21 protein-coding genes, 5 tRNA genes and 2 pseudogenes are annotated in these 23,394 nt (G+C 70.1%); 10 read left to right on the plus strand and 18 right to left on the minus strand.

Annotated features, from left to right (window positions below; all coding sequences use genetic code 11):
• Window positions 1-58: 58 nt before the first annotated feature.
• The 4 genes from ABZ851_RS18745 to leuC form a co-directional block, all read right to left on the minus strand.
• Entirely contained in the window at window positions 59-709 is a 651-nt protein-coding gene (locus ABZ851_RS18745; protein ID WP_088800249.1) for an HU family DNA-binding protein, read from the minus strand.
• Between the two features lie 125 nt (window positions 710-834).
• Entirely contained in the window at window positions 835-1,080 is a 246-nt protein-coding gene (locus ABZ851_RS18750; protein ID WP_088800248.1) for a hypothetical protein, read from the minus strand.
• Window positions 1,081-1,216: 136 nt separating this feature from the next.
• Complete coding sequence (leuD, locus tag ABZ851_RS18755; protein WP_336050044.1) at window positions 1,217-1,810, minus strand: 3-isopropylmalate dehydratase small subunit; 594 nt, start codon at window positions 1,808-1,810, stop codon at window positions 1,217-1,219.
• A gap of 5 nt (window positions 1,811-1,815) precedes the next feature.
• A complete protein-coding gene (gene leuC, locus ABZ851_RS18760) occupies window positions 1,816-3,246 on the minus strand; it encodes a 3-isopropylmalate dehydratase large subunit (RefSeq protein WP_336050046.1) in 1,431 nt (476 codons plus the stop codon).
• Window positions 3,247-3,420: 174 nt separating this feature from the next.
• On the opposite strand from leuC, the gene ndgR reads away from it, so the two are divergent.
• Entirely contained in the window at window positions 3,421-4,137 is a 717-nt protein-coding gene (gene ndgR / locus ABZ851_RS18765; RefSeq protein WP_088800245.1) for an IclR family transcriptional regulator NdgR, read from the plus strand.
• A gap of 165 nt (window positions 4,138-4,302) precedes the next feature.
• Here the strand turns inward: ndgR and ABZ851_RS18770 are convergent, their stop codons facing one another.
• Together ABZ851_RS18770 and ABZ851_RS18775 are read right to left on the minus strand one after the other, a co-directional pair.
• Window positions 4,303-4,557 (minus strand): DUF4188 domain-containing protein, encoded by a 255-nt coding sequence (locus tag ABZ851_RS18770; RefSeq protein WP_361128922.1) that lies wholly within the window; start codon window positions 4,555-4,557, stop codon window positions 4,303-4,305.
• A pseudogene (locus tag ABZ851_RS18775) lies at window positions 4,506-4,658 on the minus strand (DUF4188 domain-containing protein); the annotation flags it as partial. The gene ABZ851_RS18770 and the pseudogene ABZ851_RS18775, both read right to left, overlap by 52 nt.
• 24 nt (window positions 4,659-4,682) lie before the next feature.
• Here ABZ851_RS18775 and ABZ851_RS18780 point away from each other — a divergent pair.
• Window positions 4,683-5,060 (plus strand): annotated as a pseudogene (locus ABZ851_RS18780) (transcriptional regulator); the annotation flags it as partial.
• Window positions 5,061-5,104: 44 nt separating this feature from the next.
• On the opposite strand, the gene ABZ851_RS18785 reads toward ABZ851_RS18780, so the two are convergent.
• From ABZ851_RS18785 to ABZ851_RS18825, 9 genes are all read right to left on the minus strand, one after another.
• Window positions 5,105-5,177: transfer RNA gene (locus ABZ851_RS18785), tRNA-Glu, on the minus strand.
• Window positions 5,178-5,217: 40 nt separating this feature from the next.
• A tRNA-Gln gene (locus ABZ851_RS18790) sits at window positions 5,218-5,289 on the minus strand.
• A gap of 16 nt (window positions 5,290-5,305) precedes the next feature.
• Window positions 5,306-5,378 (minus strand) — tRNA-Glu (locus ABZ851_RS18795).
• 62 nt (window positions 5,379-5,440) lie between these two features.
• Window positions 5,441-5,513 (minus strand) — tRNA-Glu (locus ABZ851_RS18800).
• Window positions 5,514-5,534: 21 nt separating this feature from the next.
• A tRNA-Gln gene (locus tag ABZ851_RS18805) sits at window positions 5,535-5,606 on the minus strand.
• Between the two features lie 88 nt (window positions 5,607-5,694).
• Complete coding sequence (locus ABZ851_RS18810) at window positions 5,695-6,435, minus strand: HAD family hydrolase (protein ID WP_361128566.1); 741 nt, start codon at window positions 6,433-6,435, stop codon at window positions 5,695-5,697.
• An 82-nt stretch (window positions 6,436-6,517) separates the two neighbouring features.
• Window positions 6,518-8,008 (minus strand): glutamate--tRNA ligase, encoded by a 1,491-nt coding sequence (gene gltX / locus ABZ851_RS18815; RefSeq protein WP_361128569.1) that lies wholly within the window; start codon window positions 8,006-8,008, stop codon window positions 6,518-6,520.
• Window positions 8,001-8,774, minus strand: a complete 774-nt coding sequence (locus ABZ851_RS18820; protein WP_311622768.1) for a fumarylacetoacetate hydrolase family protein — start codon at window positions 8,772-8,774, stop codon at window positions 8,001-8,003. The genes gltX and ABZ851_RS18820 overlap by 8 nt, the downstream gene beginning before the upstream one ends.
• 83 nt (window positions 8,775-8,857) lie before the next feature.
• Window positions 8,858-9,049: a hypothetical protein gene (locus ABZ851_RS18825; RefSeq protein WP_088800241.1), complete on the minus strand. Its 192-nt coding sequence runs from the start codon at window positions 9,047-9,049 to the stop codon at window positions 8,858-8,860.
• 590 nt (window positions 9,050-9,639) lie between these two features.
• Here ABZ851_RS18825 and ABZ851_RS18830 point away from each other — a divergent pair.
• From ABZ851_RS18830 to ABZ851_RS18865, 8 genes are all read left to right on the plus strand, one after another.
• Window positions 9,640-13,410: a nitrate- and nitrite sensing domain-containing protein gene (locus tag ABZ851_RS18830; protein ID WP_361128574.1), complete on the plus strand. Its 3,771-nt coding sequence runs from the start codon at window positions 9,640-9,642 to the stop codon at window positions 13,408-13,410.
• A gap of 9 nt (window positions 13,411-13,419) precedes the next feature.
• The gene (locus tag ABZ851_RS18835) at window positions 13,420-13,833 is read left to right on the plus strand and encodes a roadblock/LC7 domain-containing protein (protein WP_018087200.1); all 414 of its coding nucleotides are present in this window, start codon (window positions 13,420-13,422) and stop codon (window positions 13,831-13,833) included.
• A 104-nt stretch (window positions 13,834-13,937) separates the two neighbouring features.
• The gene (locus tag ABZ851_RS18840; protein WP_030087818.1) at window positions 13,938-14,348 is read left to right on the plus strand and encodes a DUF742 domain-containing protein; all 411 of its coding nucleotides are present in this window, start codon (window positions 13,938-13,940) and stop codon (window positions 14,346-14,348) included.
• Window positions 14,329-14,922: an ATP/GTP-binding protein gene (locus ABZ851_RS18845; RefSeq protein ID WP_129294020.1), complete on the plus strand. Its 594-nt coding sequence runs from the start codon at window positions 14,329-14,331 to the stop codon at window positions 14,920-14,922. The genes ABZ851_RS18840 and ABZ851_RS18845 overlap by 20 nt, the downstream gene beginning before the upstream one ends.
• A 401-nt stretch (window positions 14,923-15,323) precedes the next feature.
• Complete coding sequence (locus tag ABZ851_RS18850; protein ID WP_361128578.1) at window positions 15,324-18,434, plus strand: nitrate- and nitrite sensing domain-containing protein; 3,111 nt, start codon at window positions 15,324-15,326, stop codon at window positions 18,432-18,434.
• Between the two features lie 10 nt (window positions 18,435-18,444).
• On the plus strand, window positions 18,445-18,858 hold the full coding sequence (locus ABZ851_RS18855; protein ID WP_018087204.1) for a roadblock/LC7 domain-containing protein: 414 nt from the start codon (window positions 18,445-18,447) through the stop codon (window positions 18,856-18,858).
• Between the two features lie 138 nt (window positions 18,859-18,996).
• Complete coding sequence (locus ABZ851_RS18860; RefSeq protein WP_361128581.1) at window positions 18,997-19,533, plus strand: DUF742 domain-containing protein; 537 nt, start codon at window positions 18,997-18,999, stop codon at window positions 19,531-19,533.
• Window positions 19,514-20,092 carry an ATP/GTP-binding protein gene (locus tag ABZ851_RS18865; RefSeq protein ID WP_073447656.1) on the plus strand — a complete coding sequence of 193 codons (579 nt, stop codon included), beginning with the start codon at window positions 19,514-19,516 and terminating at the stop codon, window positions 20,090-20,092. The genes ABZ851_RS18860 and ABZ851_RS18865 overlap by 20 nt, the downstream gene beginning before the upstream one ends.
• A gap of 146 nt (window positions 20,093-20,238) precedes the next feature.
• Here the strand turns inward: ABZ851_RS18865 and ABZ851_RS18870 are convergent, their stop codons facing one another.
• From ABZ851_RS18870 to ABZ851_RS18880, 3 genes are all read right to left on the minus strand, one after another.
• The gene (locus tag ABZ851_RS18870; RefSeq protein WP_361128584.1) at window positions 20,239-20,895 is read right to left on the minus strand and encodes a DUF4360 domain-containing protein; all 657 of its coding nucleotides are present in this window, start codon (window positions 20,893-20,895) and stop codon (window positions 20,239-20,241) included.
• Window positions 20,896-21,382: 487 nt separating this feature from the next.
• Window positions 21,383-21,592: an acyl-CoA carboxylase epsilon subunit gene (locus ABZ851_RS18875; RefSeq protein WP_129294023.1), complete on the minus strand. Its 210-nt coding sequence runs from the start codon at window positions 21,590-21,592 to the stop codon at window positions 21,383-21,385.
• 55 nt (window positions 21,593-21,647) lie between these two features.
• Window positions 21,648-23,231, minus strand: a complete 1,584-nt coding sequence (locus ABZ851_RS18880) for an acyl-CoA carboxylase subunit beta (RefSeq protein ID WP_088800235.1) — start codon at window positions 23,229-23,231, stop codon at window positions 21,648-21,650.
• Window positions 23,232-23,394: the final 163 nt, after the last annotated feature.

A 23,394-nucleotide genomic window follows, 5' to 3' on the forward strand; every position in this document is an offset into this window, starting at 1 on the left:
CGCGGGCCGGGCTCCCCGAAGGGAGACCGGCCCGACGCGTGGCGTCGCCGCTGCTGCATTACCGCTTGCGCGCGGTGGTCTTCTTGGCGGTGGTCTTGCGTGCGGTGGCCTTCTTCGCGGGGGCCTTCTTCGCCGTCGCCTTCTTGGCGGGGGCGGTCTTCTTCGCGGTGGCCTTCTTCGCGGTGGTCTTCTTGGCCGGGGCCGCCTTCTTGGCGGTGGCCTTCGTGGCGGCCTTCTTCGCCGTCGTCTTCTTCGCCGTGGTCTTCTTCGCCGCGGTGGTCTTCTTCGCCGTCGTCTTCTTCGCCGTCGCCTTCTTCGCGGCGGTCTTCTTGGCGGTGGCCTTCTTGGCGGCGGCCTTCTTGATGGCCGTACCGCCGGTGAGGCTGCCCTTGGGGGCCTTCTTGACCGAGACCTCTCCGCCCTTGGGGAGCTTCTTCGAGCCGCTGACCAGGTCCTTGAAGCCCTGACCGGCGCGGAAGCGCGGCACGGAGGTCTTCTTGACCCGCACGCGCTCACCCGTCTGCGGGTTGCGGGCGTAGCGGGCGGGGCGGTCGACCTTCTCGAACGAGCCGAATCCGGTGACCGAAACGCGGTCGCCGGAGACAACTGAACGGACGATTGCGTCCAGTACGGCGTCCACCGCGTCCGCGGCGTTCTGGCGGCCGCCGAGCTTGTCGGCAATGGCTTCTACGAGCTGCGCCTTGTTCACGTCTTCCCCTTCGGAGACATTGCTGGAACGAAAGTTTCCAAGCTTTTTCGCACGTTAGGCAGATATATACCGCAAATCAAACACGAAACGGGCTAATCACCCTTGTGCCGCAACGAACTCGACCTTCACGGACTTCCGTCGGCGCGCACATCTTCGGGATAACGACCTTCGTCGAGGTCTTCCATGAACCACTCCAGACGCCTTGCCGCGTCCGCAAGATCGTGTTTAGCCGCGGCCGTGATGACGAGCAGCTTCCGGGTCAGCGCCATCCGTACGCCCTCCGGGACTTGCAGTGTGCGCACTCTTGTATGCGCGTCCTTGAGCCGGTCGGCGACGAGACCGTAGAGCTCGAGTTGGTCGTCGCGTTCCATGCGCTAATTGTGCCATCTGCGGCGAGTTGTCGCTTCACGGGGCCTCAACAGCGGCCTCGGCAAGCAGAAGCGCCCCCTGCCAACTGCACAGGGGGCGCATCGTACGCAATATAGCTTTGAGCCATAAACCCCGAGGTCAGACCTCGAGGGTACGCGGCTTGAACGACGGCCTGTTCGCCTCGTACTCCACGATGGCCGGCTCCTCCCGAAGGGTGAGGCTGATGTCGTCCAGCCCCTCCAGCAGGCGCCAACGGGCGTTCTCGTCCAGCTCGAAGTCGGCGCTGATGCCCTCGGCGCGTACCTGCCTGCCGACCAGGTCAACGGTCACCTCGGCGGCCGGGTCGGCCTCCAGCAGCTGCTGCAGCCGGTCCACGGTCTCCTGCGGCAGGACCACCGTCAGCAGCCCGTTCTTGAGGGAGTTGCCCCGGAAGATGTCCGCGAACCGCGAGGAGATGACGGCCTTGAAGCCGTAGTTCTGCAGCGCCCAGACGGCGTGCTCACGCGAGGAGCCGGTACCGAAGTCGGGGCCGGCCACCAGCACCGTGGCGCCCTGGTACCGCTCCTGGTTGAGGACGAACTGCGGGTCCTTGCGCCAGGCCTCGAACAGCCCGTCCTCGAAGCCGTCGCGGGTGACCTTCTTCAGCCAGTGAGCAGGGATGATCTGGTCGGTGTCGACATTGCTGCGGCGCAGCGGGACGGCCCGGCCGGTGTGGGTGGTGAAGGCTTCCATGGTTCTCAGACTCCCGCGGGCGTGGCGACGGCGACATCGGACAGGTCGGCCGGTGAGGCCAGATGGCCGAGAACCGCCGTTGCGGCGGCAACCTGCGGCGAGACCAGGTGCGTGCGCCCGCCCTTGCCCTGCCGGCCCTCGAAGTTGCGGTTGGAGGTCGACGCGGAGCGCTCGCCGGGCGCCAGCTGGTCGGGGTTCATGCCCAGGCACATCGAACAGCCCGCGTGCCGCCATTCGGCGCCCGCCGCGGTGAAGACCTTGTCCAGGCCCTCGGCGACGGCCTCCAGCGAGACCCGGACCGAGCCGGGCACGATCAGCATGCGGACGTCGTCGGCGACCTTGCGCCCCTCCAGGATCGCGGCGGCCGAGCGCAGGTCCTCGATACGGCCGTTGGTGCACGAACCTACGAAGACGGTGTCCACCTTGATGTCCCGCAGCGGCTGACCCGCCGTCAACCCCATGTATTCCAGGGCCTTTTCGGCGGCGTAGCGCTCCGAGGCGTCCTCGTACGAAGCGGGGTCGGGGACGCTCGCCGAAAGCGGTGCGCCCTGGCCGGGGTTGGTGCCCCAGGTGACGAACGGGGCCAGCGTGGAGGCGTCGATGCGCACCTCGGCGTCGAAGACCGCGTCGTCGTCGGTGCGCAGCGTCTTCCAGTAGGCGACGGCGGCGTCCCAGTCCTCACCCCGGGGCGAGTGGTCGCGGCCCTGCAGGTAGTCGAAGGTGGTCCGGTCGGGGGCGATCATGCCCGCCCGCGCGCCCGCCTCGATCGACATGTTGCAGATGGTCATCCGGGCTTCCATCGACAGCTTCTCGATGGCCGGGCCGCGGTATTCCAGGACGTAGCCCTGGCCGCCGCCGGTGCCGATCCTGGCGATGATCGCCAGGATGAGGTCCTTGGCGGTCACGCCCTCGGGCAGCTCACCGTCGACGGTGATCGCCATGGTCTTGAAGGGCGCCAGCGGCAGCGTCTGGGTGGCCAGGACGTGCTCGACCTGGCTGGTGCCGATGCCGAACGCCAGCGCGCCGAAGGCTCCGTGGGTGGAGGTGTGGCTGTCACCGCAGACCACCGTGGTGCCGGGCTGGGTCAGTCCCAACTGCGGTCCCACGACGTGGACAACGCCCTGCTCGACATCGCCCAGCGGGTGCAGCCGGACGCCGAACTCCGCACAGTTCTTGCGCAGCGTCTCCAGCTGGGTGCGCGAGACCGGGTCGGCGATCGGCTTGTCGATGTCGAGGGTGGGGGTGTTGTGGTCTTCGGTGGCGATGGTCAGGTCCGTGCGGCGCACCGGGCGGCCGGCCTTGCGGAGGCCGTCGAACGCCTGCGGGCTGGTGACCTCGTGCAGCAGGTGCAGATCGATGAAGAGAAGGTCGGGCTCGCCTTCCGCGCGCCGGACGACATGGTCGTCCCAGACCTTCTCCGCGAGTGTCCGTCCCATCGCTTTCCCTCCGGCCGGCCGCATCGCCGGCCTTTCTCGTCCGTGCGCGATGCCCGCAGAAATCCCCCTGCCGGGCCTTACGCCGGGCCCTGGTCCAGGGCCACACCTACAGATTGACGACTTCCCCGGAAAATTGAACTTGCGTTTCACAGTGTGAGACGCGAGTATCGTTGCATGGACAACTCTAGCGGCGTCGGCGTTCTCGACAAGGCAGCTCTGGTATTGAGCGCTCTGGAGTCCGGTCCGGCCACCCTCGCCGGGCTGGTCGCGGCGACAGGGCTCGCACGACCCACGGCCCACCGGCTGGCCGTGGCTCTGGAACACCACCGGATGGTGGCGAGGGACATGCAGGGCCGGTTCATCCTGGGCCCCCGCCTGTCCGAGCTGGCCGCGGCGGCCGGCGAGGACCGCCTGCTGGCCACGGCCGGCCCGGTGCTCACGCATCTGCGCGATGTGACGGGCGAAAGCGCCCAGCTCTACCGCCGGCAGGGCGATATGCGGATCTGCGTGGCGGCGGCGGAACGGCTGTCCGGATTGCGGGACACCGTCCCGGTCGGCTCCACGCTCCCCATGAAGGCGGGCTCGGCCGCCCAGATCCTGATGGCCTGGGAAGAGCCCGAGCGGCTGCACCGCGGACTGCAGGGCGCACGCTTCACGGCCACCGCCCTCTCCGGCGTCCGGCGCCGCGGCTGGGCCCAGTCGATCGGCGAGCGCGAGCCGGGCGTGGCCTCGGTCTCCGCCCCCGTACGCGGCCCCTCCAACCGCGTGGTGGCCTCCGTCTCGGTCTCCGGCCCGATCGAACGGCTCACCCGCCACCCCGGCCGGATGCACGCCCAGGCAGTCATCGACGCGGCAGCCCGCCTCTCCGAGGGCCTGCGGCGCAACGGCTGAGTGCCCCGCGACGGGGTGGGCCGGGGCAGGGGCCGCTGCCGGCTGCGGTCACGACACCGCAAAACCACCCACGGACCGAGTACCCCGCGACGGGCCGGGCCGGGCCAGGCGCCCCTGTCGACCGCGGCCCCGCGCGGACCATCCGCGCGGGGCCGCCCCGGAAGCTCAGGCCGCCATCCGGTCCGCGGCCCGCTCCCCGCGGCGGCCGACCGCCACCGTCCCCCGGGCCTCCCCCAGCCCGAACGGCGGCATATTGACGTAGACGCTCTCGTACGAGCCCGCCGGGACGACGAAGGTCTCGTGCAGAGGCCCACCTTGCCGTGCCCCTCGCGCACCCGCCGGTTGAACGCCGCCCAGGCCGGCCGGTGCTCGCCGTCCTGGTCCGCGGCGTACGCCGGCAGCTTCTCCTTCGACTCCCAGTACTGGATGACGCCGAGGTTCCTGGGGAGCCCGAGGAGCGGGCGGAAGCCCAGCAGGCCGCGGCCCCGGTCACGGGCCAGCTCCTTGATCATGCGCGGCATCGCCCGGAACACCAGCAGCCAACTCCGCACCGCTGCGGCCCGGAGCCCGACGAATCGGACCCCGCGACGACCGTCGCCCGGAGTACCGCCACCGAACTGCTGGAACGCCTCGACTGGCGCGCCGGCCTCGCCACCTCGCCCGCCTTCGGCATGCTCGTCACCGCCCTCACGGCGCTGCACCGCCTCGGCTACGTCTGCGACACCGCGCATCTGCTGCCGTACGCACGCCAGGCGGAACACCTCGCCGTCGCGGACCTGGACCTGCTGGAGGAGTTCGGGACGCCGGAGGAGCAGGTGGAGGCGGCGGTGGCCCTGACCGTGCTCTACGAGCCGGTGCTGCTGAGCCTGCGCCGGCTGGCCGAGTCGGAGGAGTCCAACCGGCGCTTCAGCAGCGGCAGTTGACGCGAAGAAGCCCCCCGCATGATGCGGGGGGCTTCTTCGTGTTGTACCCCCGACCGGATTCGAACCGGCGCTACCGCCTTGAGAGGGCGGCGTGCTAGGCCGCTACACAACGGGGGCAAGTTTTCCTGCAGTTGACGTGTCCCGAGGACACACCGCGCTGGGCTACCAGGACTCGAACCTAGACTAAATGAACCAGAATCACTCGTGCTGCCAATTACACCATAGCCCATGGTGGTTTAGACCAGTACCCCCGACCGGATTCGAACCGGCGCTACCGCCTTGAGAGGGCGGCGTGCTAGGCCGCTACACAACGGGGGCCCTAGCGATCCTGCATGAACGACAGTGGGTGCGACCCGGACTGTCCCCCTGGGAAGGATCTGTACCCCCGACCGGATTCGAACCGGCGCTACCGCCTTGAGAGGGCGGCGTGCTAGGCCGCTACACAACGGGGGCCTTGCAGATGAGCTCTGCGAGCTGGCCTACCAGGACTCGAACCTAGACTAACTGAACCAGAATCAGTCGTGCTGCCAATTACACCATAGGCCATCAAAGCGCAACCCCCTGTGGGGGGCTTGATTTGATCTGCGCTTTCCGGCCGGGCCTTTCGGCCCTCTCGGGCGGCGCAGGAAGAACATTACCTGATCGTGGACGGCGCACCAAAACCGATAGTTCCGCGCAACAGCTCGGGGAGCTCCGCCAGACTCATGATCCGCCGCACCCCCGGAGGCGGCTCCTCCCCAGCCTCCTCCCCAGTGCCCGCACGGTCCAGCCATACGGCGCTCAGCCCGGCATCCCGGGCACCGAGCGCGTCGATGCCGAGCTTGTCGCCCACGTGGACCACGTCGCCGGGGGTTAGGCCAAGCGCCTTACAGGCGCCGTGGAATGCCTCCGCGGCCGGCTTGGCGTACCCCAGCTCATCGGCGCAGAGCACCGCCTCGAAGGATTCACGGATCCCGAGGACGGCCAGTTTGCGCTCCTGGCCCGCGGTGGCGGCATTGGACAGCACCGCCTGCCGTACCAGCGGCGTCAGCGCCTCCAGTACGGGCGCGGAGTCCGGGAAGAGGACCCAGGACGCCTCGTAGTGGGCGATGTACCGGCCGAACCAGGCGTCGGCCTCGGCGTCGGAGAGGAGCGGGGTGCCCAGAAACGTCCGGGCGCGGGCCCTGCGGTGATCGAGGAAGCCCACCTCGCCGGCGAGGAAACGGGCGAACTCGGTCTCCATGACCGTCCGCCAGCGCTCCAGGGCCGCCTCCTCGCCACCGTGGGCGGCGAGGAGCCCTTCGGCCCGGAGGTGGCGCAGCGCACCCGCCCGGTCCGAGCCGGTGTAGTCGAAGAGGGTGTCGTCGAGGTCCCAGAGGACAGCGCGCACGGGCATAGGGGCAATGTACCGAGCGCCGCGGACAGGCGACGGGCCCGGACGCCGTGCGGCGTCCGGGCCCGTGGGCAGTGCTGCCGGGTCAGCCGGCCAGCTTGGCCAGGGCCGCGTCGATGCGCTGGAGGGTGCGCTCCTTGCCCAGGATCTCCAGGGACTCGAAGAGGGGCAGGCCGACCGTGCGGCCGGTGACCGCCACCCGGACGGGGGCCTGTGCCTTGCCGAGCTTGAGGCCGTGCTCCTCGCCGGCGGCCAGGACGGCCTCCTTCAGGGGCTCGGGGCCGGACGTCCATTCGGCGGCTTCGAGCTTGGCGCGGGCCGTGGTGAGCAGCGCGACCGGGTCGCCCTTCATCGCCTTCGTCCAGGACGCCTCGTCCTCGACCGGCTCCTTGCGGAAGAGGAAGTCGACATTGGCGGTGATGTCGGAGAGGACGGTCAGGCGGGTCTGGGCGTGCGGGGCGATGGCCTGCCAGGCGGCCTCGTCGAAGTCCGCGGGCTCCCAGTTGGCGTGCGGGGCCTTCAGCCAGGGCTCACAGGCCGTGATGAAGTCCTTCACGTCCAGCCGGCGGATGTGGTCGGCGTTGATCGCCTCGGCCTTCTTGAGGTCGAAGCGGGCCGGGTTGGCGTTGACGTCCGCGATGTCGAACTTCTCGATCAGCTCGGCGACGGAGAAGAGGTCCCGGTCCGCCGAGAAGGACCAGCCGAGCAGCGCAAGGTAGTTGAGCAGGCCCTCGGGGAGGAAGCCGCGCTCGCGGTAGAGGTTGAGGTTCGCCTGCGGGTCGCGCTTGGAGAGCTTCTTGTTGCCCTCGCCCATGACGTACGGGAGGTGGCCGAAGGCCGGGATCTCCTTGGCCACGCCCAGCTCGATCAGCGCCTTGTAGAGGGCGATCTGGCGGGGGGTGGAGGAGAGCAGGTCCTCGCCGCGCAGGACGTGGGTGATCTCCATCAGGGCGTCGTCGACGGGGTTGACGAGGGTGTAGAGGGGCGCGCCGTTGGCGCGGACGATGCCGTAGTCCGGGACGTTCTCCGGGGAGAAGGTCAGCTCGCCGCGCACCAGGTCGGTGAAGGTGATCGGCTCGTCGGGCATCCGGAAGCGGACGATGGAGGACCGGCCCTCGGCCTCGTACGCGGCCTTCTGCTCGTCGGTGAGCGTGCGGCAGGTGCCGTCGTAACCGGAGGGGCGGCCGGCCTTGCGGGCCGCGTCGCGGCGGTCGTCCAGCTCCTCGGTGGTGCAGTAGCAGTGGTAGGCGTGGCCCGCCGCGAGCAGCTTGCCGGCGATGTCCTGGTAGCGGTCCATGCGCTGCGACTGGCGGTAGGGCGCGTGCGGGCCGCCGACCTCGGGGCCCTCGTCCCAGTCGAAGCCGAGCCAGTGGAAGGAGTCCAGCAGCTGGCGGTAGGACTCTTCGGAGTCGCGGGCCGCGTCGGTGTCCTCGATCCGGAAGACCAGGGTGCCCTTGTTGTGCCGTGCGTAGGCCCAGTTGAACAGGGCGGTACGGATCAGGCCGACATGGGGGTTACCGGTCGGGGAGGGACAGAAACGGACGCGGACGGGGGTGCCGGGGGTCGCGTTAGCCACGCTTGATCACCTTGTTGGTGAGAGTGCCGATGCCTTCGATGGTGACGGCGACCTCGTCGCCGACGTTGAGCGGGCCGACCCCGGCCGGGGTGCCCGTGAGGATGACGTCGCCCGGGAGCAGGGTCATCGCCTCGGTGATGTGGACGATCAGGTCCTCGACCCGGCGGACCATGTCGCTGGTGCGGCCGAGCTGGCGCTGTTCGCCGTTGACCGTGCACTGGACGGCGAGGCCCGCGGCGATGTCCTCGGGGGTGAGCCCGGTCTCGATCCAGGGGCCGAGGGGGCAGGAGCTGTCGAAGCCCTTGGCCCTGGCCCACTGCTTCTCACGCTGCTGCACATCGCGTGCGGTGACGTCGTTGGCGCAGGTGTAGCCGAGGATCACGTCCTTGGCGCGCTCGCGGGGCACCTCCCGGCACATGCGGCCGATCACGACGGCGAGCTCCGCCTCGTGGTGCACCTCCTGCGAGAAGGAGGGGTACGCGATGGGGTCGCCGGGGCCGGTCACCGAGGTGGACGGCTTGAAGAAGGTGACCGGCACGTCCGGGACGGCGTTGCCCAGCTCGGCGGCGTGATCGGCGTAGTTGCGGCCGATCGCCACGACCTTGTTGGGCAGGACCGGCGGCAGCAGCCGGACCTTGTCGAGGGGGACCTTCTGGCCCGAGCGCTCGAATTCTGCGAAGGGATGCCCCTTGATGACGTCGAGTTCGTCGCCTTCGAGGACGCCGAAGCCGACGTTGCCGTCGATGGAGAATCTGGCGATGCGCACGGGTTGCCGCTGCCCCTCAATTGATCACTGGCCGGAGTTGACACTCCAGGCTATCGCGGGGCCGCTGCCGATCCGGTGACGCTTTACGCCGGGACGTCCTGCGCGGGCGCGTCCATCAGGACGGTGCGGCGGGGGTTGGCGGTCTGGGCCGGCAGGTCGACGGTGTGCTCCGGCGCCTGGAGTGCCTCGGTGCCGAGCTCGCCGGCGTCGTTGAGGTGAGCCAGGGTGGTGCGCCGCGGGTTGGCTATGTTGCGGAACATCGTCGTCGTCTTCACTGCTGCTTGCCTCGCGTCATCAAAGGTCGGGAAAGGGCCTGCGGAAAGCTGCCTTGTCACATCCGGCAACTGTGTAAAGCGTCAGGCTATGCACGCTATTCCCTGCGAAGTGCTGGGAAACTCAATGATCTTCCTGTGAGTTTGCTCACGAACTGTGCGACAAATGCCACATTTCCCATGATCAACATCCCCGGGCGAAACGGACAATGGCGGATTGAACTGCACGTTCCGCTCCCGATCACCGCACCTGGGACAGCCGCTGCGGGCGAACGACTCGCGGGCAAACGTCCGTTATGCACAGGGGTACGTTCTACAAGTCGTGACGCGCTCCGTACATTGCGTCACCCACGTCACAGTGCGCGGTTCCGCTCTTGTTGGAGATCCTGCACTGTGCTGGAATTCCACGGACCGCCGCACGTTTCAGCCGGCGCGCAGGGCGCAACGTAGCGCCGCGCGGTGGTGCCGCTCTCTCGGCCAGAGAGAGCAGCCCGCCGGTCACTCACGACCGCCATGGGGGACTCAGCGGTCCCCCATACGACTCGACACCGTCCCGCCGAGGTGGGACGCCTGGTCCAGAGGTTGCGACGCTAGTGCAGGGACGTTTCAAGAGGGATGGCAGCGCTGCGGCGGACCCGGAGCTGCGCGGCGGGACAGACCGCGCCTCCTCGCCCCAGCGCGCCCAGAGCAGCGGTTCCGCGGGGGGCACTCTGCCCGTCGACGGAGGCGGTCAGGCGCCGGGCAATGACGCCGCGGACAGCGGTAAGGCCAAGGCGCCGAAGGGTGCCGGGGGCCCCGGTTCGCGAATAGCGTTGCGCAACTGGCGCATCAGCACCCGCCTGGTGTCCCTGCTCGCGCTTCCCGTGGTCGCCGCGACCACGCTGGGCGGTATGCGCATCGGCACGTCGATGGAGAACATCGACCAGCTCGACAAGATGCAGCTGCTCACCGAGATGACCCGGCAGGCGACCGAGCTCGCCGACGCGCTGCAGGTCGAGCGGGACAAGTCGGCCGGTCCGCTGGCCGGCAGCGGCAACTCCAAGGACGACGCGAACGTCGTCGCGCCCCGTGAGGCAACCGACCGCGCCAAGCTGTCGTTCAACCAGGCCACCGGCGACATCCAGGGCCAGGACGCCACGATGGCCGGTGTCCGGGCGACCGTCCTGGAGATCGGCCGCCAGCTCAACACCCTCAACGAGATCCGCGCCAACGCCTACAAGGACGACGACAACTCCGCGCGGACCGTCACCAGCTACAACCAGCTGATCAACTCGCTGCTCTCGCTGTCCCAGGACATGGCGCAGGCGACCAGCAACCCGGAGATGATCCGCAGTACCCGTGCGCTGGCGGCGTTCTCGTCGGCCAAGGAGTATGCGTCGATCCAGCGCGCCCTGGTCAGTGCCGGTCTCGCCCACCGGGGCGGCCCCGAGCTGTCCTCCAACGACCGGCTGGCCGGCCGTAACGCCGAGGACAGCGAGAAGGCGGCCCGCGACCGCTTCTCGCAGATCTACACCAACAACGCCGGCGCGCTCACCCGCGGCCTGGACGGCAACAACGACGAGATCAAGGCCGCGGTCGCCTTCGCCCACCGCGCCTTCGCCAGCGGCTCCGGCATCCGCAGCCAGGACTACCGCTACCTCGACTGGTACGACTCCGACACCGTCAAGATCGACGAGATGTCCCGGATCGAGACCACGCTGCTCTCGGAGATGGAGCAGAAGTCCCGTGAGCTGCGCAACGAGGCCACCCAGTCCGCGATCATCAGCGGTGCGCTGATCCTGCTCGTCCTCGGCGTCTCGCTGGTCGGCGCGTTCGTCGTGGCCCGGTCCATGGTCCGCTCGCTGCGCCGGCTGCAGGACACCGCGCAGAAGGTCGCCCAGGACCGGCTGCCCGAGCTCGTCAAGCAGCTGTCCGAGTCCGACCCGCAGGACGTGGACACCTCCGTCCAGTCGGTCGGTGTGCACAGCCGGGACGAGATCGGCCGGGTGGCCGCAGCCTTCGACGACGTGCACCGCGAGGCGGTCCGCCTCGCCTCCGAGCAGGCGCTGCTGCGGGGCAACGTCAACGCGATGTTCACCAACCTCTCGCGCCGTTCGCAGGGCCTCATCCAGCGTCAGCTCTCGCTGATCTCCGAACTGGAGTCCCGCGAGGCCGACCCGGACCAGCTGTCCTCCCTCTTCAAGCTCGACCACCTCGCGACCCGTATGCGCCGTAACGGCGAGAACCTCCTGGTCCTCGCGGGTGAGGAGCCGGGGCGCCGGTGGACGCGGCCGGTGCCGCTGGTCGACGTGCTCCGTGCCGCCGCCTCCGAGGTGGAGCAGTACGAGCGGATCGAGCTCAACGCCGTTCCGCAGACCGAGGTCGCGGGCCGGGTCGTCAACGACCTCGTGCACCTCCTCGCCGAGCTGCTGGAGAACGCCACCTCGTTCTCCTCCCCGCAGACCAAGGTCAAGGTCACCGGTCACGCGCTGCCCGACGGGCGGGTGCTGGTCGAGATCCACGACACCGGTATCGGCCTGTCCCCCGAGGACCTGTCGGCGATCAACGAGCGGCTGGCCAGCCCGCCGACCGTGGACGTCTCGGTGTCCCGGCGGATGGGTCTGTTCGTGGTCGGCCGGCTGTCGCTGCGCCACGGCATCCGTATCCAGCTGCGGCCCTCCGACTCCGGCGGCACCACCGCGCTGGTCATGCTGCCGGTCGATGTCGCCCAGGGCGGCAAGAAGCCGGCGCCGAGCAACGCCAAGGCCGGCGGCGACCACGGCGGCGGGCAGTCCAGCCGGCTCGCCGGGCTGCAGCCGCGCGGACAGGTCGGCTCGGGCCCCTCGGCCGGCGGGCGCCCCGCGCTGCCCGGCCGCGGCGGGCCCGGCGGCGGTACGCCGAACGCCTTCGGTGCCCCGGCACCGGCCGGCCGTACGGCGCCTCCCGGCGCGCCCGGCGCCCCGGCGCGCGGCGGCGACGCCCGCCCGGTCGCCGGCCGCCCCGGCGAATCGCGTCCCTCGCTGCCCACCCGCGGCGCGGACAACGGCCCGGCGCCCACCGTGGCGCCGCCCACCGGCGCACCGCGCCATGAGGAGCGTCCGCAGCTGCCGGCCCGGAATCCCGCTGCCGAACTGCCGGGCGGTTCGCCGGCCGGCGGCCAGGGCGGCCAGGGCACTGCGCAGCCGGGCGGTACGAGCTGGGGTGCGCGCCGTGAGCGCGGCGGCTCCGACGACTGGCCGCTGACGCCCCGCGAGGCGCAGGACCGGCCCCGTGGGCACGAGGAGCCGGAGAGCACCGGCAGCTTCGAGCGGCCCGCGCCGGGCGGCGGCCCCGGTGACACCGCGGCGTTCGCCCGTCCCGACTTCAACGGGCCGCCGCCCGCCGCGGACGGCTCCCAGGGCGGACGCGGCCGGCCCGGCGCGCGTCCGGCCGGCCGGGGCGCGGGCAACGAGCCCGACGGCACCGGGCAGTTCGCCGTGCCGGAGACCGGGACGGGCCGGCCCGGCGCGGGTCAGCGCGAGACGGGCCGGTACGAGACGGAGCAGTACGACGCCGGGCGGTACGACACCGGCCAGTACGAGACAGGCCGGTTCCCGCAGTCCGGCAGTGACACCGGGCAGTACGAGCAGCCCGGCAGCACCACCGGCGCATACGAGCGGCCCGGCAGCGACACCGGCCAGTACCAGCGGCCCGACAGCGACACCGGCCAGTACGAGCGACCTGACAGCAACACCGGCCAGTACCAGCGGCCGGACGCCGACCGCGGTGGGTACGCCGACGAGTCGCAGGGCACCGGGCAGTTCCCGGCGCCGCAGCCGCAGGAGGGCGGTGCGCCGTCCGCCGATGTGCTCGGCAACGCGGACGCCGGTCCCGGCGACGGCCGTACGCCGATCTTCGACACCATCGAGTCCAACTGGTTCAACACCCCCGCGGCCGCCGCTGCCGGGGTGACGCCCCAGGGTGACGCCGAGCCCGAGGCCCCGCGGCTGCCGCGCCGCGGATCCGCCCAGGACGGCGAGGCACGCGGTGGCGCCCGCGGCGAGGCACCGGTCAACGGCGCCCGCAACGCGGCGCCCGCCGAGGCCGCGCAGTGGCGCAGCTCGCCGAACGACGAGACCTGGCGGCAGGCGGAGCAGATCCGCCAGCCCGCCGCGGGCGGCATCACCACCTCGGGGCTGCCCCGCCGGGTGCCGCGCGCGAACCTCGTCGCGGGCACCGCGCAACAGCAGCCCACCCAGAGCGGTCCGCAGGTCTCGCGTGCGCCCGGCGATGTGCGGGGACGGCTGACCAATCTCCGTCGGGGTATCCAGCAAGGCCGGCAGGCCGGGACGTCGTCCACCGGCAATCACGGCATTGTCGATCCCACACACCAGCAGGAGCGTTAGTTGAGTCCGATGAGCCAGGCGGCGCAGAACCTGAACTGGTTGATCACCAACTTCGTGGACAACACCCCCGGGGTGTCGCACACGGTGGTGGTCTCCGCGGACGGACTGCTCCTCGCGATGTCCGAAGGCTTCCCCCGCGACCGTGCCGATCAGTTGGCGGCGGTGGCCTCCGGCCTGACCTCGCTGACCTCCGGCGCGTCCCGCATCTTCGAGGGCGGGACGGTGAACCAGACCGTTGTGGAGATGGAGCGGGGGTTCCTCTTCATCATGTCCGTCTCCGACGGATCGTCGCTGGCCGTTCTGGCGCACCCCGAGTGCGACATCGGCCTGGTCGGCTACGAAATGGCGCTGCTGGTCGATCGCGCGGGCACGGTCCTGACGCCCGATCTGCGCGCCGAACTGCAGGGCAGCCTGCTGCACTGAAGCGGCGCCCGCAGCGCCGCACCGTTCAGCACCCAACCACCCGTGTGCCGCACCCCCCACCGGCCCAACCCGACGACACGTCAGTTGTCCCGCCCGGAGGACCCATGACCCCGCCACCTGCCACTTCCGGCCCGTACGGCGCCTACAGCCAAGCGCCGTACGGGAGCGAAGGTGACCAGCCGCTGGTGCGCCCGTACGCCATGACCGGAGGCCGGACCAGGCCGCGCTACCAGCTCGCCATAGAGGCGCTGGTCAGCACGACCGCCGACCCCTCTCAGCTGCCCGGGCTGCTGCCCGAGCACCAGCGGATCTGCCACCTGTGCCGTGAGGTGAAGTCGGTTGCCGAGGTCTCCGCGCTGCTCCACATCCCGCTGGGTGTGGCGCGGATTCTGGTCGCGGACCTGGCAGAGGCCGGCATGGTGGCGATCCACCAGCCCGGCGGCAGCGGTGAGGCCGGCGGTACACCGGACGTGACCTTGCTCGAGAGGGTGCTCAGTGGACTTCGCAAGCTCTGACAGCAGCTCCGACGGGAACGCCACCCGCGCCACCACCTCCGCCAAGATCGTGGTGGCGGGCGGCTTCGGCGTGGGCAAGACCACGTTCGTCGGGGCCGTCTCAGAGATCAATCCGCTGCGCACGGAGGCCGTGATGACCTCCGCCTCGGCGGGGATCGACGACCTCAGCCACGTCCAGGACAAGACCACGACGACCGTGGCGATGGACTTCGGCCGGATCACCCTGGACCAGGACCTGATCCTGTACCTCTTCGGTACGCCGGGCCAGGACCGCTTCTGGTTCATGTGGGACGACCTGGTCCGCGGTGCCATCGGTGCCGTGGTGCTGGTCGACACCCGGCGTCTCGCCGACTGCTTCGCCGCGGTCGACTACTTCGAGAACAGCGGTCTGCCGTTCGTCGTCGCCCTCAACGGTTTCGAGGGGTATCAGCCCTACACGCCGGACGAGGTGCGTGAGGCGCTGCAGATCGGCCCGGGGGCCCCGATCATCACGACCGACGCCCGGCACCGCAGCGAGGCCAAGAGCGCGCTCATCACGCTCGTGGAGCATGCGCTGATGGCCCGGCTGCAGTAGCGCTCAGGCGGCCCGCTCCCGCACCGGGAGCGGGCCGCAGGGCAGTTGTCACCGGCGGGGCGTGGCCCCCTGCCCAGGCCGGGTTCCCGGCATCCGTGAGTGGATCTGTGTCCTTCGACACGCCATCAAATTTGCTTCATAACGTTTCGACAGTGAATCAGCGGGCTTTCGACACCCCGCGCGCATGCCCGGCTTCGCTGCGCTCACAGATCTCCTGCATTTTGGCGCCGCTCGCCCTTAACGCCCCTTTTATCTCAGGCCCTTTCGGCCCCGCTCCGGCTTTACCCAGTGTTTGGAACGCACCGCCCTGACGTGCTGAAATTCGCTGAAACTCCGGAGTAGGAACGCCCAGAAGAAACGGCACAGCAAATCAGTGCCGGCGCCGAGAGGTTGTTGGTCGAGTGAGGCGAAGCAAGGCGAGCCCTGAGCCGCAGGAACCGCGGCGGGGCAACTTCACCCCGCCACCCAGAGGTGGCCTACCGGCTTCCGACGCGCCCGAAAATCCGGCCGCGAAGCCTCCGGTCAGTGGCGGTAAGTACTCCCCGCGCAACTGGCGCGTGGCGACCCGCCTGAACGCCATTCTGCTGATCCCCGTGCTGCTCGCCCTGGTCTTCGGCGGTCTGCGCGTGGACAGCTCGTTCGGCACCTGGCAGGAAGCGCAGGACGCGGAGAACACCGCGAAGCTGGTGCGCGCCGCGCTCTCCTACAGCACCGCCCTGATCGACGAGCGCGACCGCACCGCGGCGCCGCTGCTGAAGGGCAAGAAGGACGACCCCGTCGTCCAGCAGGCGCGGGACACCACCGACGCCGCCGCCGACGCCTTCCACCAGGCCGCCAAGACCGTTCCGGACAAGCCGGGCCTCAACCGCCGTCTCGCCGCGTTCGAGAAGGTCGAGCCCAAGCTCCAGAAGCTGCGTCAGGCCGCCTACACCTCCCGGCTGCACGGTGTGCAGACCGAAGAGGGCTATGTCGAGGTCCAGCACCCGCTGATGGAGTTCGCCAACGAACTCGGCCTGGGCACCGGCAACATCACCTCCTACGGCCGTACGGTCTACGCCATCGCGCTGGCCAAGGCCGCCGAGTCCCTCGAGCGCTCCATCGGCACCCACCTCCTGGTGGACCCGGCGACCCCGCAGGGCGGCAAGGAGCACAAGCTGCAGCTGACCGCCTTCGCGTCGTACCGCTACCTGGAGGGCATCGCCATCGGCGAGTACACCTCCGGCGGCACGCCCGAGGACGTCGAGCGGCTGACCAAGGACGCCGGCGCGCTCAAGCAGGCCGCGCAGCAGAAGATCGCACGTGCAAAGGCGCAGGCACAGGCCGCCGGCCGGCCGTTCCGCACCCCGCCGTCGATCGACCAGATGGGCACCCTGATCGGCACCGGCGCGGCGCCCGAGACGCTGGGCGCGCGCGGCGTCACCTCGGACAGCTACTTCGCGGCTGCGACCGGCAAGTTCGACATGTACCGGTCCATCGAGAAGGACCTGGCGAACAAGGCCGTGAACGAGGCGGCCCAGATCTCCGAGGACGCCCGGCAGTCCACCTTCGTCGACTCCGGCATCGTGCTGGCCGCGCTGATCATCGCCTTCGTGGTGGCCGGCCTGATGGCCCGCCGGATGAGCCGGAACATGCGCCAGCTGCGGACCGCCGCCTTCGGCATCGCCGAGCAGCGGCTGCCGATGCTGGTCGACCAGCTCTCGCGGACCGACCCGGGCCGGGTCGACACCCGGGTGCAGCCGATCCCGATCGCCACCACCGACGAGATCGGCGAGGTCGCCCGCGCCTTCGACCAGGTGCACCGCGAGGCCGTCCGGCTCGCCGCCGAACAGGCCCTGCTGCGGGGCAACGTCAACGCGATCTTCACCAACCTTTCCAGCCGCAACCAGGGTCTGATCGAGCGCCAGCTGGAGCTGATCACCGACCTGGAGAACAACGAGGCGGACCCGGACCAGCTGGAGAACCTCTTCCGGCTCGACCACCTCGCCACGCGTATGCGGCGCAACGGCGAAAACCTCCTCATCCTCGCGGGCGAGGAGCCCGGCCGGCGCTGGAACCAGCCGGTGCCGCTGGTCGACGTCCTGCGGGCGGCGATCTCCGAGGTCGAGTCCTACGAGCGAATAGAACTCACCGGCGTCCCCGAGAGCGAGATCCACGGCACCGCCGTGACCGACCTCGTGCACCTGCTGTCCGAGCTGCTGGAGAACGCCACCACGTTCTCCTCGCCGCAGACCAAGGTGCGGGTCGCCGCGACCCGGCTGCCCGACGGCCGGGTGATGATCGAGATCCACGACAAGGGCATCGGGCTCACCCCCGAGGACTTCGCGGACATCAACCACAAGCTGGCCAACCCGCCGAGCGTGGATGCCGCGATCTCCCAGCGCATGGGCCTGTTCGTGGTCGGCCGGCTGGCCGACCGGCACGGGATCCGGGTGCAGCTGCGCCCCTCCGGCGAGCAGGCGGGCACCACGTCCCTGGTCATGCTGCCCGAGGCGATCACCCACGGTGGTGGCGGCGAGGAGCACGCCGCCGACTACGATGCCGACTTCACGGTCTCCCGGATCGTTCCGGAGCACCAGCAGGCGTCGTACGAGTCCCATCAGCGCACCGCCGCCGAGCTGGGCTTCGACGACAGCCGCTACGGCCGTACGGACGGCGCGGATCTGGACATGATGGGCCGCTCGCTGCTCCGCGAGGAGCGCCGGGCAGCCCTGGAGGCCCAGACGGGCGGTGAGCAGGCCGCCGAGGGCGGCGAGCGTCCGCTCTTCCGTGACGAGGTGCAGTCCGCCGGTGGCTACCAGGAATCCCCCGGTGCCTACCAGGACTACCCGTCCCAGGCATATGCGGAAGCCGATCAACCGCTCTACGACGACCGGTCCCAGGGCCACCAGGCGTTCGGCGAGGGGAGCTTCGCCGAGACCACGGGCCAGCAGCCCTTTGTCTCCCGCGAAGCGGGACCGTCGGACGACTGGCCCGAACGCCCTGCCTTCGAGGGCTACTTCGGGACGGAAGCGGAATCCGACCGGAATACCACTGCCGCTCCCGCTGACGCCCCCGAGCGCGTACCATTCGAGCGTCCGGGCCCCACACCGAGCGACGCCCCGTCGCTGACGGACGCCGGCCTTCCGCGCCGCGGAGGCCGCGACCAGCAGGCACCGCAGGTGCAGCAGCAGCGGAGCGCGCCGGAGACCGGCCAGGACGGCTCCGACTGGCGCAGCTCCAACGATGATCGCTGGGAGAGGGCGGAGCGGCTGCGCGAGCCGAAGGCGGGCGGAGTCACCTCCTCCGGTCTCCCCCGGCGGGTGCCCAAGGCCAACCTGGTCGAAGGTGCCGCGGAGCAGACGCCGCAGGGCGGCCCCCAGGTCTCCCGCGCCCCGGAGGACGTCCGCGGCAGGCTGAGTAACCTGCGCCGCGGTGTCCAGCAGGGACGCAACGTCGGCACGGACCCCTCCGGGGTCCCCCAGAATGACCAACAGGGCTTCGGCCCCGGCAGCACCTACGATCAGGAGCGTTAGTGTGAGCCCGATGAGCCAGGCGGCGCAGAATCTGAACTGGTTGATCACCAACTTCGTGGACAACACCCCCGGGGTGTCCCACACGGTCGTGGTCTCCGCGGACGGGCTGCTCCTTGCCATGTCCGAGGGTTTCCCTCGTGACAGAGCCGATCAGTTGGCGGCGGTGGCCTCCGGCCTCACCTCGCTGACCTCCGGCGCGTCCCGCATCTTCGAGGGCGGGAGCGTCAACCAGACCGTGGTGGAGATGGAGCGCGGCTTCCTCTTCATCATGTCCGTCTCGGACGGATCGTCGCTGGCCGTGCTCGCACACCCCGAGTGCGACATCGGTCTGGTCGGCTACGAGATGGCTCTGCTGGTCGACCGCGCGGGCACGGTACTGACGCCGGATCTGCGTGCCGAACTGCAGGGCAGCCTTCTCAACTAAAAGACAGGCAGTGCGTTTCCCGCCACCGCGCCTTATGGTTCGGTGGCGCGACCGGCGTCAGACAGGCAAGTTGGAGGAGGAGACGTGGCAACGCCCCCGAGCGGATACCCGTATGGTTCCGGACAGCAGTCCGGGCCTGTGGGCGAAACCCATAACAACCGCTTCAACTTCCCGTCTGCGCCGAGCCGCCGGCCGCAGCGGCCCCCGCAGCAGCAGCCCCGGCCGTACGGCTCCCAGCCGTACGAGCCATCGGTGTACGACCAGCCGCAGGCACCGCGCATCCAGCCGGTGCAGCCGCAGCGGCGCGCGCCCGAGCCCTCCCCCACGGGCTCGAACAACCCGCTCGTGCGCCCGTACGCCATGACCGGAGGCCGGACCAGGCCGCGCTACCAGCTCGCCATCGAGGCGCTGGTCAGCACGACCGCCGACCCCGCGAAGATGCAGGGCCAGCTGCCGGAGCACCAGCGCATCTGCCACCTCTGCCGCGAGATCAAGTCAGTTGCCGAGATCTCCGCGCTTCTCTCCATCCCCCTCGGCGTCGCCCGGATCCTCGTCGCCGACCTGGCGGAGGCCGGACTCGTCGCCATCCATCAGCCCGGCGGGGACGAGACCGCCGGCGGACAGCCAGATGTGACACTGCTCGAAAGGGTGCTCAGTGGACTTCGCAAGCTCTAGCGGTGCAGCCCGCTCCACCACCTCCGCGAAAATCGTGGTGGCGGGCGGCTTCGGCGTGGGCAAGACCACGTTCGTCGGGGCCGTCTCAGAGATCAATCCGCTGCGTACCGAAGCCGTGATGACTTCCGCTTCGGCGGGGATCGACGACCTCACGCACGCGCCGGACAAGACGACCACGACCGTGGCGATGGACTTCGGCCGGATCACCCTGGACCAGGACCTGATCCTGTACCTCTTCGGTACGCCGGGCCAGGACCGTTTCTGGTTCATGTGGGACGACCTGGTCCGCGGTGCCATCGGCGCCGTGGTACTGGTCGACACCCGGCGTCTCGCCGACTGCTTCCCCGCGGTCGACTACTTCGAGAACAGCGGCCTGCCGTTCGTCATCGCCCTCAACGGCTTCGACGGCCACCAGCCGTACACGCCGGACGAGGTGCGTGAGGCGCTGCAGATCGGCCCGGACGCGCCGATCATCACGACCGATGCCCGGCACCGCAGCGAGGCCAAGAGCGCGCTCATCACGCTCGTGGAGCACGCGCTGATGGCCCGCCTGCGCTGAGGCCGCGCCAAGCGGCCCACGGGACGCGTGCCCGCACGCGCCGTACGACGAAAGGCCCCCACACCTCCTTGGTGCGGGGGCCTTCGTCGTACCCGGCCTCAGGGCCCGTACGCGGCGCCGTACGGGCCCGGGGCCGGCGGCGGGGCTCACTTGCGCGCGGGGCACTCCTTCCAGGCGAAGTGGTACACCGTGTTGATGCTGCCGTCGGTGGAGTCCATGGCCATGTAGCTGGTGGCCTTGGGGTCCGCCGACTTGGCGTCCACCCTCATCTCGGTGTTGATGTTGAAGTAGCGCTCCTCGCCACAGGGGGCGTACACCAGGGCGTCGACGTCGGTCTCGTCCGAGGTCTGCCAGTTGGAGTCGTAGGGGCCGACGAAGGTGTGGCTCTTACGGGCCGTCTGCTGCTGGCCCTGGAAGTAGTAGCCCGCCTGCTCCAGCCCTCTGGCGCCCCGGGCCAGGGACGCGTAGCCCCGGTAGTCGGCCCGGGCGACCGCGTAGGTGAAGCCCTGCGGAACGTGCACGTTCAGCGCGATCTGGCAGTTCTTGCGGGAGTCGGTCGGCTTGCTGCCGGCGCCCGCCTGGGCGAGGTACTCGCTGTACGTGACGGTGAACGCCGTGTTGTCGGGGGCGATGGCCACGGCGGCGCTGCCGGGTCTGCAGCCCGAGCCGTTGACCGTGGCGACGGTAATGGTGATCTTCCCGCTCGGCGGGTCGTCGCCGAACCGGTGGGCGGTGGTGGGGGATGCCGATCCGGCGAGGAGCAACGATGCCACGGCGGCACCAGCACTGAGCGTGCTGAGCATGGGCTTTCCTTCCGGTCGTCCTAGGACCCGCGGTGCGGGAACGCCAGGAGTGGATTGACGAGCGCATGCCAGCACGGGCAGAGCGGCTTGAACAGCTCTGCTCCGCATGGTTGGGGCGAACCTACGCCTTGATCCGGACACCACCTGCCAAACCGGAATACCGCGTCCGAAAAGTGATGAGGCGCCATATCACCCTGGTTGACGGGGTGTTGGGCGGTATATGCCTCATGGGGGCGCGGGTTTGCCTTTGGCTGAGGCCCGGTGCGCCTCATCGCTGCGGGGGTGCGTCCCCTCCGGCCCCCGCGGCACTCACCGCCCCCGCAAAGGCACCAGCCCCCACAAACCAACCGACGACACCGCAGACCGGCGCGCAACGGCGCCCCAAAGGGGTGCGGGGAACTGCGTGCCCAGCCACAACCGGGCCCGCAGGCAGACGAAAGGGACCCCGCACCACACGGGGCCCCTGGTCGGCAAAATCAGCGAAGCGCTACCGCTGCCAGCTGGTAGCCCCATGAAAGCCACCCTGCCGCTCCAGACGCCGCCACCGCGCGGCGGTGGCGTGCGGGCGGGACGGGGCGGCGGCGGCCGGCCGGTGGGCGGCGCGGGCCAGGAGGACGGCGGTCAGGGCGGCGAGTTCTTCCTCGCTGGCCTGGCCCTTCTCCACGCGGATGGAGTCGGTGCGGTGGGCAGGATTCACGGTGTGTTCTCCGTCGTCGCGGTGGGCGTGGTGCCGAGAGCGGGTGCGGGTGTGGCTACTGGGGCGGGTTGCCGTGCTTACGGGCCGGCAGGTCCGCATGCTTGGTGCGCAGCATCTCCAGGGCCCGGATGAGCGTGTGGCGGGTCTCGGCCGGGTCGATGACGTCGTCGACCAGGCCGCGCTCGGCCGCGTAATACGGGTGCATCAGCTCGGACTTGTACTCCTTGACCATGCGCACCCGCATGGCCTCGGAGTCGTCCGCCTCGGCGATCTGCTTGCGGAAGATGACGTTGGCCGCACCCTCGGCGCCCATCACCGCGATCTCGTTGGTGGGCCAGGCGTAGGTCAGGTCGGCGCCGATGGACTGCGAGTCCATGACGATGTAGGCGCCGCCGTAGGCCTTGCGCAGCACGAGGGAGATCCGGGGGACGGTGGCGTTGCAGTAGGCGTAGAGCAGCTTGGCGCCGTGCCGGATGATGCCGCCGTGCTCCTGGTCGACGCCGGGCAGGAAGCCGGGGACGTCCAGCAGGGTGACGATGGGGATGTTGAAGGCGTCGCACATCTGGACGAAGCGGGCCGACTTCTCGGACGCCTCGATGTCCAGGACACCGGCCAGGGACTGCGGCTGGTTGGCGATGATGCCCACGACCCGGCCGTCGAGCCGGGACAGCGCGCAGATGATGTTGGTCGCCCAGCGCTCGTGGACCTCCAGGAACTCGCCGTCGTCGACGATCTCCTCGATGACCTTGCGCATGTCGTACGGGCGGTTGCCGTCGGCCGGGACCAGGTCCAGCAGTGCGTCACCGGAGCGGTCGGCGGGGTCCTCGCAGGGCACCGACGGCGGGTTCTCCCGGTTGTTCGCCGGCAGCAGCGAGAGGAGGTAGCGGACCTCCTCCAGGCAGGTGGCCTCGTCGTCGTAGGCGAAGTGGCACACGCCGGAGGTCTCGGCGTGCACGTCGGCGCCGCCGAGGCCGTTCTGGGTGATCTCCTCGCCGGTCACCGCGCGCACCACGTCGGGGCCGGTGATGAACATCTGCGAGGTCTCGCGGACCATGAAGACGAAGTCGGTCAGGGCGGGGCTGTAGGCCGCGCCGCCGGCGCAGGGGCCGAGCATGACCGAGATCTGCGGGATGACACCGGAGGCCTTGGTGTTGCGCTGGAAGATGCCGCCGTAGCCGGCCAGCGCCGAGACGCCCTCCTGGATACGGGCACCGGCGCCGTCGTTGAGCGACACCAGCGGCGCACCGGCCTGGATGGCCATGTCCATGATCTTGTGGATCTTGGTGGCGTGGGCCTCGCCCAGCGCGCCGCCGAAGATCCGGAAGTCGTGCGCGTAGGTGAACACGGTCCGGCCGTGCACGGTGCCCCAGCCGGTGATCACGCCGTCGGTGTAGGGCTTCTTGGCCTCCAGGCCGAAGCCCGTCGCCCGGTGCCGCCGCAGCGGCTCGACCTCGTTGAACGAACCCTCGTCCAGCAGCAGCTCGATCCGCTCGCGCGCCGTCAGCTTGCCCTTGGCACGCTGTGCTTCGGTCGCCCGCTCGCTGGGTCCTCGCCGGACCTGCTCGCGGATGGCGTGCAGCTCGGCGACGCGCCCGCGGGCGTCGTTGGCGCCGGCGGGCAGATCTTCGACAGTGGTCATGCCTCGACGGTACGTGTGCGAGGCGCCCCGCACCGATGTCGGTTTCGTACAACGTCGCATGCGATTTGGTGGGCAGGCAGTACAGAACCGTGCTGTACGCGCCCCGCGTCCCGGCCTCCGTTCGGGTGGCGGCGCCTCCCCGCGCCTGTAGGAGGCCCACAAA

This window comes from Streptomyces sp. NPDC047049 (assembly GCF_040643995.1).
In the GTDB taxonomy this organism is placed as follows: Bacteria; Actinomycetota; Actinomycetes; order Streptomycetales; family Streptomycetaceae; genus Streptomyces; species Streptomyces mooreae.